1 protein-coding gene (only partly in view) is annotated in these 21228 nt (G+C 70.1%); it reads right to left on the bottom strand.

Annotation, left to right across the window (positions count from 1 at the left end):
• On the bottom strand, positions 1-21170 hold the 5' portion of the coding sequence (locus tag OOK41_RS22050; protein ID WP_266266553.1) for a toxin glutamine deamidase domain-containing protein. Its footprint begins 14551 nt before the window's first position; 21170 of the gene's 35721 nt are visible here — the first part of the coding sequence; the start codon lies at positions 21168-21170; the stop codon falls past the left edge of the window.
• Positions 21171-21228 lie beyond the last annotated feature (58 nt).

A 21228-nucleotide genomic window follows, 5' to 3' on the forward strand; every position in this document is an offset into this window, starting at 1 on the left:
CCGGTGGTGGTCCATCCCAGCGGCAGGACGGGGGCCAGCAGCCGCCGCGCCTGACCGGCCCGCGTCTGCGGGGTGTCGGTGTCGTGCCGGGCGGCGTGGGCCGCGAGGGGGTTCGCCGATCGGGCGGGGAGGCCCTCGGTGATCCACTCGCGGGCGCGGTCGTCGGCGTCGGCGCGGGCCTGCCGGATGTGCGTCTCCAGCTCCGGGCCCAGCTCCGCGGCGGCGTCCATCTGCACCGGGGTACGCCCCAGCAGCTCGTGGTAGGTGGCCATCTGCCGCCGCAGGCGGATCCCGGCCGCGTCGGCCCGCAGCTTCAGGTCACGGTCCAGGTCGAAGATCACCTCGGGGGCCGTGACCGGGGCGAACGTGCCGTCCGGGCCCTCCCGCAGCTCGACGATCCAGCCCTGCGGGTCGATCCGGTACCGGCTGGCCGTGCCCTGGTCGTCGGTGACGGTCAGGTCGAGGTGGGTCTTCAGCTCGAACGCCACCACCCGGGCCACGGTGCGCGGGTCCTGGGCGAGCAGTTGCACCTCCTCCGGTGGGGTGATCGGCGCGGAGCCGGGCGGCAGCACCGCCTGCACCCGCTCGACGATCTGGGGGATCCGCTCGGCGAACTGCCGCACGTCGGCGGCGGACAGCGCGGCGCCGACCGCGAGCTTGCCGACCCGGTTCTTCCAGGCGGTCAACTCGGCGAGGTCGGCGGTGGCCTGCTGCGTGGCGTTGAGCTGCTGGAGGTGACCCACCGCCCACTCCAAGGTCACCTCGTACCGGAGGCGGGTCTGCTCGGCGGCGCTGGCGGTGAGCCGGAGCGGGCTGACCGCGTCGTAGTGGTTGCCGAGCTGGTCACGGATCAGCAGAGCCACGTGCTGGGGCGCCTGGCCGGGGTCGAAGGTGCCGGCGTCGATGACCCGGCCGGCCACCGGGGCGGCGGCCATGCCCGCCGGGGTCGCGCGTTGCAGCAGACCCTCCAGACCGATCGAGGGCGCGTCGGTCGCTGGTGCGGGCCAGTCGGCCGGGTTGTTCGCCTTCCAGTCGTACCGTTCGGAGAGCCCGCGCTGGAGTTCGTGTACCTCGTCGGCGAACATCTCGTAATACCCGTCGCCGCTCACCCAACCGGTGCCGGGGGCGTCGTCGGCCTCGAACCGCGCCGGCTCCATCGGGGCCAGGCCGGCGTCGCGGTCGTACGCGCTGTGCTGGTGCGGGACCGCGACGAAACGCGCCTGGGTGCGGATCCGGACCAGATACGTCCGCCCCTGCATCTTGAGGTGGTTCTCGAGCCGCTTGGTGTCGTCGAAGGTGGCGCTGTGGCTGGCCGGCGCGGTCCGGTTCGCGCCGGTGGAGATCCCGCCGGCGGCCGTCGTGTCCTCCTGCGGGCCGATGTTCGTCTTCCCGATCGGCGCGCCGTAGGCCATCCCCGCGTCGACGTTGGGCCGCCACCGGCTGCGCGACTGGGTGGCCGAGGTGGTGAACGCGAACTTGGCGTACCGGCCGGTGCCGGTGGTGGCGAGCTCGCTGATGATCTCCAGCGAGTGCAGCTTGACGTACATCCGCATGGCGACCCGGTTGTTGGACGCGCCGGCGACGAAGAGGTGCGAGCCGAGCAGGTATCCGCCGTCGTCCAGCCCTTCCGAGAGGTGGTTGTCGACGTTGAGGCGGGACAGCAGTCCGTCGAGCGCCACGCTGCCCCGGTACAGCGGGGCGTTGGCCTGCGGGCCGAGCACGTTGCCCATGAGGTGCCGGGCGGCCGGGTAGAGGTCGTCGACCAGAGCGCCGCTGACGTAGGCGTCGCCGGGCAGCGACGGCAGCGCGCGCAGGTCCAGCTGCGGCGACCGGGGGACGGGGGTGGCCTCGGCCAGCCCCCGGGGCACCTTGAAGTCGATCCGCCCCTCGTATTGACGGGTCAGCACCGGCTCCACCGGCGCGAGGGAGATCCAGTCGGCGAAACCGGCGGGCGCGCGGTGCAACGCCCAGTCCGCCGCGTTGTTCAGACCCGTCATCACGTGGTTCACCAGGTAGCTCGGCTGCCAGCCGTACATCTGCACCCGGCTGAGCTCCATGGTCAGGCCGATGTCGTCTTCGGCTTCGTAGTTCCCCGTCCAGTCGTAGACGGTGCGTTCCCGGACGACCTGCGCGGCACCCTTGACGCCGCGCCCTGCGCCCGGCGCGAACGACAGCGACCCGGCGGTGGACACCGGGACGCCGTCGACCGAGAAGCCGATCCGGGCCGGCGTGAGGTTCCAGCCCAGCGCCTGCCCGATGATGCGAGCGGTCGCGCCGTAGGCGTGCTCGTAGTTCTCGATGCCGTAGTCGGCCCGCCAGCCGGTGTACCGCGGTCGGCCGCCCAGGGTGCCCGAGACCTTCAGCTTGAACATCTGGACCGCCACCGGGTTGCGCTGGTCGACCAGGTAGAACGACACGCCGTTGTAGCGGTGCAGCATGTCGGCGAACACGATGTTGGCGCGCTGGCCGGCGAGCGTGGACTGGAGCGTTTCGAGGCCACCGGGCAGCGCGCCGACCACCGACTCGTCGGGCGAGACCATCAGCACGCCCCAGCTGTTCCCCGCCCCCGGCCAGTTGTCGTGGCTGGCCCCGAGCAGCCCGGGCCGGCCGGCGTCCACCAGTTCCCGAACGGCGTCCAGCACGGTCGTGGTGGGGCGCGGCCCGCCGTCCGCCGGGGCCGGCCCGGTGAACAGCACCAGCTCGTCGACGCCCGCGTGGCCCAGCGTCCGGTCACCGGTCCGGGTCAGGTAGGGCGGCAGGGTCAACGCGCTGAACGGGTTGACGTTCGGGTCCAGGGTGATTCCGAATTCGGTGGCGAACTGCGCGCGGCGGCGCGGGTCGAGCACCGCGCCGCGCTGGGCCAGGTCCACGTGCCGGTCGGCGAGCGTCAGCGCCCACGTCTGGACCCGGTGCTGGATCAGGTACGCGCCGAGGTCGGGCAGCCCGGCGACGGCGCGGCTGTCGGCGCGGTCGGCCAGCTCGCCACGCCACCGGCTGAGCAACCCCGCCACGGTGTTGCCGCTGAGCACCAGCTCACCGCGGGACCACCGGCCCATCGCGTCGACCAGCTGCACATCGCTGACCGGCAGTTCCCCGGCCGCGTACTGCGCCAGGGCCTCCGCCTCCGGCAGGATGAACAGCATCGTGCGGCCCCGCAGGTCGGCGCCGGGTGGCACGTTGACCCGGCTGACGACGAACCCGACCTGCGTACGGACGCCGGCACGGACGTTGACGTCGAATTCCGCCTCGAAGGCGTACCCCCGGCCGAAGGCCAGTTTGAGCATCTCCAGGCCGCCGACGCGCTTGGTCTCCGCCGACTCGCTCTCGCTGACCCGCACGCCCGCCGACTCGCCGAAGCCGACGTTCAGCGGGCCGAACTTGTGCTCGAGGCCGATGTTGGGCAGGTTGAACGCCTTCGCGAACGACCGGTTGGCGACGTTGACGGTCTCGGCCAGGTACAGCTCGATCAGACCGGTGACGTACTGGTCCGGGGTGGCACCGACGAACCGCGCCCCCCGGATCCGGGGCACCTTGACCGAGAGCGCGGCGTTGGTGTTCGCCCAGAAGCCGGGCTCGACCAGGGTGGTCGCGCCGTACTGGCCGAGCATGGCCTCCTTGAACCGCGCCTGGAAGGTGACGTGGTTGGTCAGGCTGGCCACCGGCCCGGTCATCGGCCGGCCGGCCAGGGTCAGGTCCCGTGGCAACTGGTTCTGCGCCGCGGTGCGCAGGCCGTGCGCGTCGACGAAGTACACGATGCCCTGGTTGAGCGCCGACGGTGCGGTGTCGCCGGGGGCCACCTCGCTGAAGGTGGCCGGGTCGGTGTTGAACTTCAGCAGCGCGGCGTGCACCTTGGCGGGGATCAGCTCCGGCGAGACGATCGGGGTGACCCGGTCGCTGATCCGGATTACGTAGCCCAGGTCGTACGGCGCGTTGACGAACATCACCCGGCCGCCGTACTCCTTCAGCTCCGGCCGGTTGACCACCCGGGTCACCCGCTCGGCGGCGCCGACGTTGCGGCTCACCGACCCGCCGAGGAGTCCGACGGACCGGAGCTCCTTGACGCTCGGCGGCAGCGCGGTGTTCACCCCGCCCTCCACCGACCAGCCCTGGTTGCCGCTCGCGCCCTGGCCGGCGATGCCGAGCGACATCCCGAGGGTGACCGTGCTCACCTCGTCGCTGAGCCGTTCGAAGTGCACCGAGTTGCCGTCCGCGTCCACGTCCGCGGTGATCCGGGGGATCGCGTAGAGGGTCACCTCGGCGGTACGCATCACCGCGTTGCGCCAACTGTGCAGGGTGAAGGACATGCCCGCCTCCGGGGCGGGCGCGTCCGGGTCGTCGACGAGCGCGGCGCCGTCCTGGGCGAGCGAGTCGAAGTGCGACTCCAGGCCGTCGCCGCTCACCATCTTGTTGAACAGGTCCAGGTTGTCGATCGCGGCGTCGGTGTCGCGGTGGACGACCTCGTCGTAGGCGTCCCGCGCCCCGTCGACCATCCGGCCCAGCAGCGGCCGTTCCTCGATGGGCGTACCGGGATCCGGGGTCGCCGGCCGGCTCTGCTCCCCGTGCGCCCACGGCCGGTCCCCGTCCGCCGGAAGGAACCCCTCACCGGCCAGCACCTGCATGAGACCGGCCCGGAGCCGCCGCACCGCCGGCTTGTCGATCCTCGGCAGGGCCTGACCCAGCAGACCCCGCCCCTGGATGACGTGCCGGGGCAGCAGGTTGCCGCCGGTGTCCTCCGGGTGCACGCCGGTGTTGCGCAACCTCGGCCGCCACTGGTCGTGCGGCACCGGCCGCGGTCGTCCGCCTGCGGGCACCACCGCCAGGTCACCGTCCGCCAGACCGGGGACGGTATCGGGGGCGAAGGCGTCCGCGTCGACGCTGAACCCGTAGTCGAAGGCGTCCGGCTCGGACATCCGGAGCACCGCCGACCCGTTCACCACCGGCGTCGGATGCGGCCACTCGCGCGGGCGGCGGGAGGTGGCCACCTCGGCGTGCCACTCGAAGGGCACCTCGTGGCCGACCGTCTGACCGGTGTACCGGCCGACCACGACGTTCAGCGACGCCACCGTGACGCCACCACCGTCGTTGCTGGTCCAGCTCATCCCCGCACGGGCGGAGAGACCGAGCTTGGCGTTCTCCTTGTACGCCTGTGGATCGTCGAGACGCCGGGCCAAGGGCAGATCCACCGCGCCACCGAGGGACAGCCCGGCGGACTGCTGGAGGGTGAACTCGCCGCCCTGGCCCACGATGCCGGTACGCACCTGCTCGATGTGGGCCTTGTCACTGCTGGCGCCCACCCGCGTGGAGCCGCCGCCGAGGCCCACCTGCACGGAGCCGCCGAGACGACGGCCGTACACCCGGATGCTGGCCGCCGCGTGCCCGTCGTCGTGCAACGTGAACGCGAAGCCCCGGGTCAGCGCGCCGGCGTCGCCGTCCGTCTCCGGCGTCCGCCGGTTGTTCACCGCCTCGTCGAAATGCGTCTCCAGGTTCCACAGCTTGCGCTGCAACTCGTTGCGCATCGGGCTTTCGATGGACATGTCGAAGCCGTCGGCGCGCAGCCGGTCGATGACGAGGTCGTACAGCTCGTTGAGACCGGTGATGTTGCTGGCGGAGAAGAGCTCCGGTACCCGCGTCAGGTTGTCCCGCAGGTGCTCGGGCAGGTCGGCGACCACCTGCTCGCCGGCGCTCTCCAGCAGGTGGTCGGGGATCGCCACCACCAGCCGGGCGGCCTCCTGCCCGTCCGGCGGCTCCGGCACCTCCACCGCCTGCCACGGCTGCGCGTCGCCGCGTGCCTCGATCAACCACCCCGGCTCGTACGAGTAGAACGTCGAATCCGCGCGGGTGTCGAACACCCGGCCCTTCTCCGCGTCGATGAGGTAGGCGGACTTCTGGTCGACCTTGTTGAGGGTGGCGTTGAAGCGGGGCCCCCAGTGGGTCATCGGGCCGAGCGGCACGTCGACGTTGAAATCACCCCGCAACCGCATCGCCCGCGTGGTGGTGCCGTCGGACTGGCTGTGCGCACCGGTCTGGAAGACACCCTGGGTGAACTGGTTGGCGTGGAAACGGCCGTCCTCGCTCGTCCGGCCCTCGGTGTCGTCCAGCGACGGACCGGACGTCTCCGTGTCGAACGAGCCGGCCGGGTTCGACACCAACTGCGGGTCCTCCGGCCGCAGGCGGGCCCGCACCTCGATGCCACCCAGCGTGAACAGGTGCCCGTCCGCGGAGACCAACTGCGGGTAGTTGTTGAGCAGCCGCTCACGCAACTGTTCCCACTCGTTGTCCCGCACGGTCACGCCCCGACGGGCCACCTCCGCGCGCAGCCCCTGCTCGATACGGTCGACGTCCGGCAGGTTGGCCTTGGGATCGCCGAGCGCCAGCGCCCGCCGGTCCGGGGTGGCCGGCCGCGCCGGAGCCGACGCGGACGACCCGCCGGGATCGGGTGCGGCCGGTCCGGCGCTGGCCGCGTTACCGAAGACCCGGACATCCCGGTCGGCCTCCGGAACACCGGAGAGCAGCCGGGCGGCCGCGTCGGCCACCTCGCGCGGGATGGGACCACCCCGGGACTGGATCACCACGGCCACCCCGCTCGCGGGGGCCGCCAGGGCGTCGGGGGACAGCGTGTTCGGGCTGGTGCCGTTCTGCGCGAACAGGACGACCCCGGTGTGCTCCCGGACCGTCCAACCCCGGTACACCTCGAACCCACCGGCGGCAGCCGGTTGCAGGTCCAGCGGCCCCGGCTGCCGGGGCGGTGCCGGACGCAGCGGCACCCGCCAGGCGTGCGCGGCGGCCGGGAAGGTCTCCTGCCCCCGGGCGTCGACCGGGATCAGCTCGTCGGCACCGGCCGGCTGCCGGCCCACCACGGAGACCGGCAGCACCAGCTCCAGCCGCCCGCCGAACCGCTCCCGCAACAGCTCCGCCACCCGGGCAGCGTCCACCGCACCGGACGGCGTGCCCGGGGTGCCGGCGGCCAGCGGCGCGACGAACACCTGGAGCGGGCCGGCACCCGAAGGAAGCCCTCGATGGACGGCCTCCACGACGGCGACCGGGTCGCCGACCGACTCGTCCACCACCAGCCGGGGCCGGTCCGGGCTGGTCAGGTCGGACCAGTGCAGGGTCGTGGCACCGGCCGGCGGCCGTGGACCGGCGTGGGCGAGCACCCCACCCGGAACGTGGCTCAATTGGACGCCGGCCGGCAGGCCGGACACCTCCGACGGGACGAGAGTGCGTCGGTCCAGCCCCATCCCGGAGGTGATCAGGTGCGTCGGCGCCGCGGCCGGCATGCCCCCGAAGATCCGACCGACCCGGTGGCGTACCCGCTCGGGCAGCGGGGTCGCCCGCCAGCCCAGGAACACCGCCGGCTCGGCCAGCCAACCACCGGTGTTTGGCAGCAACCGCCGCGCCCCGTCCAGCTCGGTCGCCGGCCCGATCCACAGGTGGCTACCGCCGTCCCAGACCACCCAGCCGTCGCCGAGCCCGTACACGCCGGGCGACTGCTCGGGCAGGCCGTACGGGGCGGGCCGGCGCGGTGCGCCGGTGACCTCGGGCAGGAAGAGGTACCGCTCGGGCCGCCCGCTGAAGAAGGTCACCTCACCGTTGGCGTCCAGCGGCACGATCTGCGGGCTGGGCGTCGGCCGGTCCCGCAGCGCCGACCGGGGCACCGACAGCATGGCCAGGGACTGCGGTCCCAGTGCCTGCGCGGTGACCTCCAGCGCCCGAGCCACGGTGACCGGCTGGTCCTGCGGCCAGTGCAGGACGGCCATGGTGGCGTCCTGCGTCCGCATCCCGGCCAGCGCGGTGCCGAGACGGTCCGGGTCGAGCACCGAGGAGTGCAGCAGGATGGCCGGGCCGGGGCCGGTCGGGGGCAACACCCGCGAGCTGATCGGGCCGGGTGCGGCGTCCCTGTCGTGCAGCAGCACACCGCCCACCGCGCGCTGGAGCCGCAGGTTCTCCGGCAGCCCTTCGGCCATCACGACCAGCGGCGCGTCCGGGGACGCGGCCAGCGGAACGACCTGCTGTTGACCGTCGTCGGCGGCCGGGGCCGGCGGTTGCGGGGTCGGCGCGAGCTGCTGCGGGGGTACGGCCGACGGCTCGACCGCCGCAGGGGCTTCCGGCACGAGCGCGTCGAAGTGGACGCCCGGTCGTTCCGGGTCGGCGGCCGATTGGGCCAGGTTGACCGGGGTGCCCCCGGCCGGGCCGTACCCGCCCACCGGCCGCACCCCGCCCGGGGCGACCTGGGAAACCTGCATCCGGGCATCGGTCGCGTGCGCCAGCAACGGTGCCAGGAACTGGCCGGCCGGGCTGCCCGACAGGTTCGCCCAGTCGTTCACGGCCGCCTTCACCGCGGCCAGTTCCCCGGAGTCGAGCTGGCGATCGGGGTCGGTCAACACCTCGAGCAGGTGACGGCCGGCGTCCGCCGGATTGGCCCGCGTCTCGTCGAGACGTGCCCGCGCGGTGTCCGGGTCCAGGCGACCGGCGTCCACGAGCTCACCGACGCGCCGCAGCGCCTGGTCGGGGCTCAGCGCCGCCACGTCCCGCGCGTGTTGCGACTGGAAGGCGAACCGCTGCGCGGTCACGTCCGCCGGCAACCGCCCCGCGTTCTCCGCCAGATAGTCCGACACGTGGTCCCGCAACAACTCGGTGACCCGACCGAGCTCGGACCCCTGCGTTACTCCGGTACGAACCGATTCGGCGACAGCGGCCCGCACCCCGGCCGGATCGGAGAGGAACTCCCGCAGGTCCGCCGGCAGCCGCGCGTCCAGCGCGGTGCGGACCAGGGCCGGTTCGGAGGCGACGAACGCGGACAACAGGTCGCGACCGTCGCGGGGCACGCCGAGCGGGACCAGAGCCGGCCGGGGCTCGACTGTGGGAGCCACGTACGAGGCAGCCGTATCGCGGATCTGGTCGAGTTCCCACTTGGTGAACCCCGGCTCGTGGAGATGATCGTCACCGACGGTCCTGGACGTCCTGAGCAGATCATCCGGCGAACCATCGTGCGGCACCCCGGCGAAATGCTTCAACTCATGCCCGTAAGCGCGGGACGGAAGATCCGCAAGCCAGTGCAACTGGTTGATCCGACCCGCCGAACCGTCCTCGCTGACCCAGACATCCTTACTGTTCTTCAGGTCACTGCCGTAAGGGCTGAGCCGAACCTCCGTCTCCGCGGTCGGATCGAACACCACCCCCACCGCCGGCGGCCCACCCTCCAGCCGCAACCGCTCGTTGGTCTGCACCACCCACTGCTCGACAGCACCCAGCGTGCGCAGAATGGACTCCGAGGCCACGTCCGCGTCGGGCTCCAACCGAAGACGGAACACCACCGTCCCCGACTCACGATGCACCCAATGATCGACGTGGACCCGTACCCCCGCGTCCTGCCCCGCCGTCTCCACCCGGAACGGACGCTCCGCCCCCGGCGTCTCCACAAACCGCAGCGGCTCCGCGCTCTTGAACGTGAACCGATCGGAATGCACCCGCGTCATCTCGTCCCAGCGGGGCAAACCTTCCATGCTGCGATACGACACACGCCAACCACCGTCAACCTGCTCCACCGACGGCTCCACCCCAGCCGCCCATCCGGAAGACGACAGGGTCTCCACGCCCACACCAGCCGAGAACGAGCCCTTCCCAGGACCCCACTCGAACGCGGCCGGGCTGCCAGGCAGCCCGCCCCCGGTGCGCGGACGCTTCTCGAGTGGGCCCGCCGGCCATTCCGGCACGGCTGGGCGTTTGCCGCTGTCGGTCGTCTCCCACTGCGCCTTGAACTCGTCGAACCACTCACTTGACAGGTTCGTGTCGATGAGCCGGTGGACGTATCCGGACTGGTCGGCCAACGGTGCCTTGACCACGGCGACGATGCTCGTGACGACGTTCGACTCCTCCAGCCGGAGAAATCGGCCGACCCGCAGGGCGACTTCCGTCCCAGGAGAGAGATCCACCTCCTGCCCGTCCAACGTCCTGCCCGAGTTGTCATCGCCGAGCGTGAGCGGCAGCGGGTGGGGCGTGCGCCTGTCCTCCTGCATGACGAGATCGATGGATACTTCGTCGAGGAGCGCCGCTGGCTCGGCCGATTCCCACAGCGCCATCGAACGCAGCCGCTCGATGTCGTAGGCGGTGGGGGCCGGCGAGGACAGCTCCAGGTACAGGGGCGCTCCGGTGCCGTTCCTTCCGGCCGGTGCTTCCAGGACCGCCAGGGGTCGACTATCCATGCCGTACCCGAGCCGGAAACGCCCCTCCCTCAGTTCGGCGGCGATGACCGGCGGAAGTCCGTCGGCCACCTCGACCGGTGGGAGCGTGACTCGCTGGCCGCCGAAGGTGATGTCAAATGTTCCGCTTTCGCTCACCGGCGCCGTGATGTGGTAGAAGTTGCCGAAAGTCCACCGGTCGACGGTCTCCCACACCGGGCCGGCTGCCGTGCTCCACAGTTCGGCCAGCTCGCTGTCGGTGAACCTGCGGGCGATCTCCTTGTAGGCGAAACTCTCGGTGCCGCCGGGCGCGGTGTACGGGATTCTGGCGATACCGACACCCTCGCCGTCAACCTTTCCGAAATCGACAGCGACCCTGTCGCCCGGCACGGCGACTCGATCGGCATATCCGAGGATCGTGTCGTCCCCGTCAAGCCGGAGCCGAAGAGTTGGACGACCCGCGGTGTCCTCGACGAGGACGGGGATGGTGAACGGGTCTTGCAGGTTCCAACGGTTCTCGTCTTCCCAGTTGCTCTCCTCGCGGAGGGCGTTGCGGTATCGGAGGTGTTCTTCGAGTACGTCGGCGCGCCCCTGGGGGGAGCTGGGGCGTTGGCTGATAGCCGCGACGTTCCGGTGGAAGGTGTCCCGCAGGAGCGGCCAGTGGCCGATCGCCGTGTTCTGTTCCGCCGTTTCGACTTCGGTTTTCAGCACCTCGAGCGCCTCGTCGAACACAGCGTCCAGTCGGCGCAGTTCGGTGAGGGCTGCCGGTGACGGGAAGCCCTCGACGATGCGGGCATCGTGTGGGTCACGAGGCTGGCCGAGGTAGTAGGCGCCGTCCAACCAGACGACTGGTTGCGGGACTTCACCGTCTTCGGTTGGCGGACCGATGACGTACGGGGCACCGTACGGATGGTGGATCGCCATCGGCAGACCCAAACCCCAGGCCACGATGTGGGGAACCACGTGCACGACGTCGGGATAGCCGGGCTGGCGGTGTACGAGTTTGTTGAGCAGGTGCTGGTGCAGGGTCTCCCGTCGCTGTTCGGACATGTTCTCCGGATAGGGGAGAAGTGCTCCGAACATCGACTGCTCACCCCGGCGGAGGTCGCCGTCCAGGTGGCGGGCCACCAATGCGCCCAGTTCAGCCACGGTGGTGACGCCCGCCTGCGCCAACCGGTCCTGATGGGTGCTCAACACCGTCCCGTAGAAGGCGTCGAGCGGCCGCGCGCCGCCCTCCGCGCGACCGATGCGGAAAACCTCATACGCCCAACGCTTGAATTCCGACCCTTTGTGGGTTTTCCTGGCCGTCAACTGGTCGATGGCCGAGTGCACTTTCCGCCACCGGGCCTCCACTGCCCGCTCATTCAGAGCATTCAGGTCTTCCGCAGTAAAGTCCGTATCATAGTCCCGGTAGATGAATCTCTCGGTTCCGTCGGGCGCCGTGTAGGGGATTCTGGCAACAGCGAAGACCTTTTCACCGTCCATCCCGAAATCGACGGCGATCCGGTCACCCGGGATGGCGACAGCATTCAGATGGCGGATACGCAGGCGCTTGTCACCCACTTGGGCAAACGCCACTGCCATCGAATCACCTTGGGAGGCGACGTTGAGGTGGAGGGTGACCCGACCTCCCTGAGGCCTTGGGTCCTCTCCTCTCCAGGGGCTGGATTGAAACATGCTGTGGAGGTACCGGCGGTATTCCGCCAGGATGTCGGCCTGCTGCCGGGGCGATTCGGGGCGTTGCCGCTCGGCGAGATCTACCCCGCCGACCCCTTGACGGATGACCGCGAGCCTACGCTGAAGGTGTTCCCGCTGGACGGGCCAGTGGCTGCCGGCCGTTCGGAGGTTCTCTTCCACCGCACCGATTCGCGCCAGCAGCATACCGAGCGCCTGGTCGAACAGTCCATCCAGTCGCCGCTTCTCACCGTCCGGTATTGGCGTCCGCTCGGGACCCCTGGCGATTCTGGCGGCGAGGTCAGCATCGTTTGGATCAGCAGGCCGGACGAGGTAGTAGGCGCCCTTGTAGAAGACAACTGGCAGCTTGGTGGAATCGGACCCCGAACCAATGTCGTACGGGGCGTCGAACGGTTGGTAGATGCGCACCGACTGGGGTAACAACCGGGCCAGGACATGGACAGCCACATGCGCGACGTCGTGATCGCTGTTGTAGCCGTACGCGATTTTGCCGATCCACTGCCGGTGCAGGTCCTCTCGTCGCTGCTCGGACACGCCCTCCGGATACGGAAGCAAACGCCGAAACTCCGACGCGTCACCCAGACGGAGATCGGCGGCCAGGCTGCTGGCCGTCCACTCGTGCAGTCTTTGACGGTTGATCCCCAAGTCCGCAAACTGCTTTTTGAAGGTGCGGAAAACCGAGTCGTAGAAGTTGCCCGGTTTCGCTCGCGTGAGATCGATTCCGAACACCTCGCCCGTCCACCGCACGAAGTTCTGCTCGTCGAGGTTGCCCACGGCTGACAACTGTTCGATCGCCGTGGCAACCACCGCCGGCAACGAGCCCGACGTTTCAAGGTTCTCCTGCGGCAAGCCCTGCGCCGCATCGCCGGACCTCCCCGCCAGCATCGCCGCAGCCGACCCCGGGTTTGTCAGCGCCTCGGTGATGTCGCGTTTCAGGTCGTCGAAGCGCTCGTTGTCCACACCCGTGTCAAGGAGCCGGTAGACGTGTCCGGACCCGTCGACCAACGGCGCACGCACCACGACAGGAATGGTGCCGGCGACATCCGCCCCGACCCGCCCCTGCCACTGCCCCACCGACAGGGTGACCGATGTCCCCGGAGAGAGGTCCACTTCCGCCCCGGCCAACGTCCTGGCCGGGTCAGGACCGCCGACCGCGATGGGCAGCGGACCGGGCGTCCATTTCCCCTGCTCCAATACGACTTCAAAAGACATCTGCTCGGAGAGAGCCCACCGATCCTCCGGTTCCCACAGCGCGTCCTTGCGCAGCCGCTTGATGTCGTCGACGACGAGGGCGGGCTTGCCCACTTCCAGGTATAGGGGCAGTCCTGTGACGTTCTTTTCGGCCTGCGCTACCAAGACCGCAGTGGGTCGACCGTCCTCGGCGTACCCGAGGATGAGACGGCCGTTCAGCTCGGCGAAGAGAACAGGCGGAAGCCCGCCGACCACCGGGACGTGTGGGACCGTGATCTGTCTGTCGTTCCTCCGGGCCGCCGGGTCGCCGTAGTAACCGGCCAAATACCCGCGTCCCGATAGAGGCACTGCCACCTGATAGTGGTCGCTCGACAGCGGCCGGTGGTGAAGGTCCCACACGCGGCCGGCTGCCTTCCCCCTCAACTCGAGCAGGTCACCGTCGCTGAGATTGTGTTCGAATTTTCGGTAGAGGATCCTGTCGGTGCCGTCGGTCGCGTCGGTATACCGGAATTCCGCAAAAGCGATGCCCTCTTCGCCTATCGCCCGGAAATGAACAGGAAGCCGGTCGCCCCGTATGGCCAGTCGGCCGATACTCAGAGGTACGGCCCCGCCGTCCAGCGGCACGCTCAGCTCCATGGACTTACCATTCTTAAGTCGCTTGACGCCGACGTCGAGCGTAAAGTGGTAACGGAAGTCCGTCGTTTCTTCCTCCCATCGGGGATCCGCACGGAGGTCGTCGAAGTATCGGCGGTATGCGGCGAGTTCCCGGGCTTTCTTGTTGTGCGGAGAGTCGGGGTGTTCACGGATGACCGCGAGCTCACGCTGAAGCGTTTCCCGCAGGACGGGCCAGTGCTTGGAGTTGGTCGGATGGGGGTTGTTCTCCGCCTCCGCGATCGCCGCCAGCAGCAGGTCGCGTGCGTGGACGAACAGTCGATCGAGTCGCTGCTGCTCGTCGTCGGATATCTCTGTCCGAGGGAAGCCCTCAGCGATGCGGCGAGCGCGTTCGGCATCGGCCGGGTCAGGTAGCTGGCCGAGGTAGTAAGCGCCCTTGTGGAACACGACCGGATACCGGACACCAGCACCGGGCTCCGGGCCGATGTCATGCGGAGCGCCGAACGAATGGTGGACCCGCATCGACAGGGACAACCGCGAAGCGATGACGCGCGGAACCACATGCGCAACGTCGTCATCGCCGGTCTTGTGGTACGCGATCTTGTTGAGCCATTGCCGGTGCAGATCCTCCCGTCGCTGCTCGGACATGACCTCCGGATACGGAAGCAACCTGCTGAACTCCGACTCGCCACCCCGGCGAAGGTCAGCGGCCAACTCGCGGGCCACCCACGCGCGGAGTCCAGAAATGCTGGGCTCGACCCCCGCAGCCTTCAACTTCTCCTCGAAGCGACGCACCACAGCGTCGTGGAAGTCGTTCGGCTTCGGAACGTCAGCCAAGAGATCGACCCCGAGCACGTCGCGCGCCCACTGCACGAACTCCGCCGCGACATCGGGGACTCTACCCGCCCCACCACGGGTTCCCACGGCCGACAACTGCGCGATCGCCGAAGCCACGGCCTGCTTCCAGTCCTGCGGGACACCCCCGGACCCACCGACCGCCGGTGCCCCACTCGACCCCGGAACCTCCCGCACTTCCGCCGGGGCCGTGCTGATCTCTCTTGTCAGGTCGTCGAAGCGCTCGTTGTCCACACCGGTGTCGAAGAGCCGGTAGACGTGTCCGGACCCGTCGACCAACGGCGCACGGACCACGACAGGAATGGTGCCGGCGACATCCGCCCCGTCCTCCCCCTGCCCCGGCCACTTCCCCACCGACAGAGTGACCGACGTCCCCGGGGAGAGATCCACCTCCGCCCCAGCCAAGGTCCTGGCCCGACCACTACCGCTGACCTCGATGGACAGTGGACCCGACACAGCGCGAATCGACAGAGGCCCCTGTCGGCTCCACGCCCCCGGCTGCAACACGACATCGAAGGACATCTGCTGGGAAAGAGCCCACCGATCATCCGGTTCCCACAATGCCCTCTTACGCAGCCGCTCGACGTCGTATCGAGTGGTGGCAGGTTTGGACAATTCCAGATACAGGGGAAGCCCTTTGACGTTCTTCCCGGCCGGTGCTTCCACTACGGCAGTGGGTCGGCCGTCGTCCCGGGCATACCCGAGCAGAAGCCGGGCCTCCTTCAGCTCCCTGGTGAGAACGGGCGGGAGTCCGCCGGCCACCGGGGCCGGCGGGATCCTCGGCTTCAGGACATTCTGGCCGAGGCCAGCTTGGCCGAGCCCCACGCTCAATTCCCCGTTGTGTTGCACGGACGTCGTCGTGTAGAAATCGCGCACCAGTGGCGGACGGTCAAGGTCCCACACCTTGCCGACCGCCCTGCTCCTCAGCCTGGCCAGCTCCGAGTCGTTCAGACTGCGGCCGATTTCTCGGCGAGAGTGGACTTCGGTGCCGTCAGCCGCGGTGTACGAGACTTCGGCAAAGCCCGTGCCCACTCCACCGACCTTGCCGAAATGGACAGCGACCGAATCGCCCGGGACAGCCATCCGATCGACATCAACGGCGGTCGACTGGCTGTTGCGCAACCATACGCGCAAATACCGGTACCCCGCGCCCCTTGCGCCGACGGAGACGGGCAGGTGAATGGTGAACTGGCTTTCCAGGTCCTGCCGGTTCCCGGACTCCCATCTGCCGGCAGTGAGGAGTCTCCGAAGGTAATGGACGTGGTCAGCGAGTTCCCGAGCCTTCTTGTTGTGGGGAGAGTCAGGGTGTTGACGGATGACCGCGAGTTGGCGGTGGAAGGTTTCCCGCAGGATGGGCCACTGGTCGGAGTTGGTCGGATGGGGGTTGTTCTCCGCCTCCGCGATCGTCGCCCGCAGCAGGTCGCGTGCGTCGTCGAACAGTCGATCGAGTCGCTGCTGCTCGTCTTCGGATATCTCTGTCCGAGGGAAGCCCTCAGCGATGCGGCGAGCGCGTTCGACATCTACCGGGTCAGGTAGCTGGCCGAGGTAGTAAACGCCCTTGTGGAACACGACCGGATACCGGATGCCAGCACGGGGCTCCGAGCCGATGTCATGCGGAGCACCGAACGAATGGTGGATCCGCATCGACAGGGACAACCGCGAAGCGATGACGTGCGGAACCACATGCGCAACGTCGAAATCGCCGGTCTGGTCGCGCGCGATCTTGTTGAGCCATTGCCGGTGCAGGTCCTCCCGTCGCTGCTCGGACATGACCTCCGGATACGGAAGCAACCTGCTGAACTCCGACTCGCCACCCCGGCGAAGGTCAGCGGCCAACTCGCGGGCCACCCAGGCGCGGAGTCCAGAAGCGCTGGGCTCGACCCCCGCAGCCTTCAACTTCTCCTCGAAGCGACGCACCACAGCGCGGTAGAAGTCGTCCGGCTTCGGAAGGTCAGCCAAGAGATCGACCCCGAGCACGTCGCGCGTCCACTGCACGAACTCCGCCGCGACATCGGGGACTCTACCCGCCCCACCACGGGTTCCCACGGCCGACAACTGCGCGATCGCCGAAGCCACAGTCCGCTTCCAGTCCTGCGGGACACCCCCGGCCCCACCGACCGCCGGTGCCCCACTCGACCCCGGGTCCGGCCCGATTGGTGCGGGGTTCTCCGGCAGGATCCCGAAACCACGCGCCGAGACCCGCTGGTCCCACGCTGCCAGCAGCCGCACGGCTTCGCCCGGGTCGGCATCCGCCAGCCAAGGGGTGTCAGCCACCGATGCCGGCATACGAATCTCCGCCCACGGATTCCCGGAGTCGACCGGGCCGGTACCCGCCGGCGGCTCCCCGTCCTCGGACGTCGGTGAATCGACCCCTGCCGGCAGGTCCGACTCGACCTGTTCGGGTTCAGCCAGCCGATCGACGTCGGGCACCGGTGCTGGCGAATCGACCAACGCCAGCGGATCCCAATAGTCGACCTGGCCGGACTCCGCCCGCCAATCGACGCCAGACAGCCCTTCCAGCGGCTCCCAGGGGTTGTTCAGGTCGGCATCCGCCAGCCAATCGGCGCCGGACTCCGATGCCGGCGAATCCACGCCCGCCAGCGGATCCGAGGGGTCGACCGGCTCGGCGCCCCTCGGCGTTCCCCCGTCCATGTCGGACGCCGGTGATTCCCCTCCTGACGACAGGTCCGACTCGACCGGTTCGACATCCCACGGCGGCTCCCAGTCCGAGGGGAGTTCCGCCGGTGGTGTGTTCAGATTCAGCCCGCTCAGATCCGGGTCTAGTTCATGGAATCCCTGCTCGACAAACGCCGGGCCGGTGCCAGGCGCGTCGTCCATCTCCGCCGGGTCGGACGGCTGCCCGGGGAAGCCGGCCGGTTCGGGAGAGGTGCCGTCCGCCTGCATCGCCTGGGACGGGCCGCGTGGCGGGGTGGTGGAGGCGAGCAGGATGGCGCTGGGGTCGATGCTGGTCGTGGTGGTCGGTTGCGGGTGCGCGGTGGTGCGGTCGGGAAGGAGGTCGGCGATCGTGGTGGGTCGCCCGGTGCTGTCGAACGCGGCGAGTCGGGTGCTCGAGGCGAACAGGTGCCGGAGCCACGGATCGCGTACCGGGTCGGTCGGTTCGGGTCGGTCCTCGGCGCCGGGCACCAGGCCGTCGCGCACCTTGATAGTCGGTGGTCCGGATGGTTGTGGCTGGCTGTGGAGGGCGAACACGTGTTGTGGTTCGTTGGGTGGTGCGATCCTGACCACGACCATCGAGCCCGGTGCCGCTCGCAGGGCGGCGAGTACGTCCTCCGGGGTGACTCCGCCGGGGTGGGCGACGCTCTCGTCTGTCGCGCCGAGGATGTCCAGGAGTTGCGGCCAGCTCCGCGTGGGTGCGGGTCGGCCGTCGAGTCCGATGATTCGGTCGTCGAGTACCGCCCGTTTGCCCGGCCGTCCGTAGGCGGTGGTGTAGGCGTCGAGGGTGGCCTGCACGCACCACCACCACGGGTCGTGGCTGTTGTCGGAGCCCACCGGCGTCTGATCGACCCAGTCGGCGACCCGCCGCGCGGCCTCGGCCGCCGAGACGGGCTGCCCAGTCGCCGCGACGGGCTGCCCGGTTGCCGCGACCGCCGGCTCCGGTGCCGTGATGGCCGGCTCGCGGCGTCCGCCCGGGTCCCCACCGACCGGCTCGTCCAGCGAGGACACGTTGCTGAACGAATCCCTGCCGCCGAAATCGCGCGTGACCGGGTCGCCGCTGATCAACCCGTCCCGCGAGGAGGCGTCCCTGAACGGATCCGTGTCCCTGAATTCGCGCCTGGCCGCTTCACCATTGTCCGACTCGTCGAGGGACGAGACGCCACTGACCGAATCCCCGTCGATGACGTCGCGTTTGACCGGGTCGCGGCTGATCGGCTCGTCCAGCGAGGATAGGTCGCTGACCGTCATGGCGTCGTCGCGGCTGGTCAGCTCGTCCTGCGAGGAGAGGTCACTGACCGTCGTGGTGTCGTTGAAGCTGCTGTCGCGGCTGACGATGTCGTCGCTGGGGACGGAGAGTTCACTGACCGACATCCGGTCGCTGGCGTCGTGGTGGTTCGGCGTGCCGTCGGTGCGGGGGGCCGCGCCGGCCGGCACCGTACTGCGGACGCCGCCCGCATCCGGCGTGCCCGGAGTGCCCGGCGCGCCGGGCGTGCTGGGCGTGCTGGGCGTGGCCGGCACGCCGGGCGTGCTGGACATGGCCGGCGCGCTGGGCATACCCGCCGTGCCGGGGGCGGCGGTGGCCTGGGCGAGTACCTGGTGGTATCCGTCGACCCAGTCCTGTCGGAAGGATTCGGCGAGGGTGTCGTGACTGGTCGGCTCGACGCCGTGCTTCCTGGCCAGGGCGGTGAACTGGGTTTCCGCCAGGCTGGCCGCTGCTGCGGTGTGCTGCTCCGGGGTCACCGGCACCGTCGGCACGTCGGTGCGCCCGTGTGCCGGGGTGTCCGTGCCGGCTGGGGTGGCCTCCGGTGCGGTGGTGTCGGGGATGACCGCGGCCGTGAAGCGGGCGGGCAGGTCGGTGACCACCTGTCGGACCACGTCCGCCACGGCGTTGACCTGCGCGGCGTCCGGACCGGCCACCGCAGCCGACGGCACGGCCGACGGCATGGTGGACGGCTTGGTGAGTGGTGCGGTGGTGGGTAGCGGGTTGGTCCCGAGGATCGCGTCGAGGCTCCGGTCCACGTGACGCGCGACCTCCGCACGCACGGCGTCCGACGGCACCGCCGCCGCCCCGGCGGCCCCCGGCACGCCCGCGCCACCCGGCACACCAGCGGTCCCCGGCGTACCGACGACCGCCGGCACGGCAGCACCGCCCGGCACGCCACCCGCCTCCGGCACCTGAACGGCCCCTGGCAGGACCAGTCCGCCTTGCAGGGTGACGGGCGTCGGTGTGCCGGTGGTGAGGTACTGGTCGATGTGGTGCTGGGCGGCCAGATGCACAGCCGAACGCAACGCCTGCCGGTCGAACTCCGCCGGCAGCGCGGCGACGACCAGCTCCGGACGGACCGCCGCCGGGATCTGCCCGCCCGCCGGAATCTGCGCCGCGACGGCTTCGGTGATCCGGGCGACGGCCTGGTCCCGGACACCGAACAGGTACCCCTCGGTGAGCGCGGTGGCGGGCAGGCCGATCTGGGACAGGAAGGCGGGGACGGTCGGGTCGTTCTGCCGGGCGTCGGCCCACTCGGTGAAGACCTGCTCGACCGACACGGGAAGCGCGGCCAGGAACTGCCGCGCCTGCCCCGTCCCGGCGAGCAGCCCACCGTAGTGGTTTACCAGTTCCTGCTGGAACCGCTGCCACTGCTCCACCACCGGCGCACCGGCGACCGCTACCCACTCCGGCACGGGCACCACCGGCACCGTCGGCACCGAGAAGTTCGGCACGGACCACGACGGCACCGGCAGGTCCGGCGTCGACCACGACGGCGTGGACAGGGTCGGTGCCGACCACGCCGGTACCGGCGGCACCGGTTCAGGTGCCGCTGGTGCCGGTGCCGACAGCGCCGGTGCCGGCACCGGCGGGACGGGCACCGGGGCCTGCCCCCCGGGCCCCGCACCCGCAGGATCGCCGACCTCCGGCTGGTACATGGACGGGTCCGGAGCGACCGGGGTGGGCGGCGGCACCGGCGCGACCGGCTTGCCGTCGGCGGTGAAGCCGGTACCGGCGGGCATCCGCCACCGGGGCCGGGTCGGGTTGAACCCCAGGTTCACCGCGCCGCGACGCGCGCCCATCCCGGCCCCGGCCGCGCCCAGCTCACCCGACCCCGACAGCGCCCCGGAGACCGCGTCCGGCCCGAGACTGCCCGTGTCGTAGTGCCCGTCGACGAGGTAGCTGGCGCCGATACCGCCGACCACCTCCATGCCGACCTCCGACACCGGCACCATCCACAGCCTGGTCAACAGGTCACGCGTGGAACCCGAGACCCCGAGGTGCGACAAGCCACCACCGACGGCACCGGCGAACCGGCCCAACGCCGGCGCGGCCGCCGTGGTGACACCCGCCACCGCCAGCCCGTACAACGCCTGCTTGCCGACCTGCCCCCAGTCGATCTCCGGCACCAGACCGTCAGCCAACATGCTGATCTGCGCCAACAGCGACGACCCCGGCATGAACAACATCTGGATCGCCGTGCTGCTCGCCGCCGCCCGCACCATCGACGACCGCAGGATCGTCTGGATGATCGTCCGAACCTTCACGATGTGCGCCGCCGCCTCCACCGGCAGGAAGAACGCCATCGCGAACGCGACCGCCAACTCGGTCATCATGAAGATGAACATGACCAGTGCCTGGCGATCCGTGAGCTCCATCTGGTTGAGGAAGCCCCGCATCGCCTGGGCGAGGTTGACCTTCAGGCCGGCAACCCGGTCCAGCATTTCCACGAACGGAGCGGTCTGCGCCACGAACCGGTCGTAGATCTCGCCCTCCCCCGCCGCCCGAACCGCCTTGATCGCCTGGGTGAGCTCGGGAACCAACAGGGTCCGCACCCGATCCGCCAGCGTCTCCAGCGCGTTCAGGTCGTACGCCAACACCGGCAGCTTCGACCGGTGCAACCGCATTGCGGTGAACGCCTCCAGGGCCTGCTTCCACGACTCACTGAGCCCAACGGAAGGAACGGGGGCCTCACCCATCGCGTAACGTCCCTTCCCCGCCCCCGATCAGGGGCACTCAGTGCGAATCACTCGGCGG

It is taken from the genome of Micromonospora sp. NBC_01655, assembly GCF_026339755.1.
Lineage (GTDB): Bacteria > Actinomycetota > Actinomycetes > Mycobacteriales > Micromonosporaceae > Micromonospora.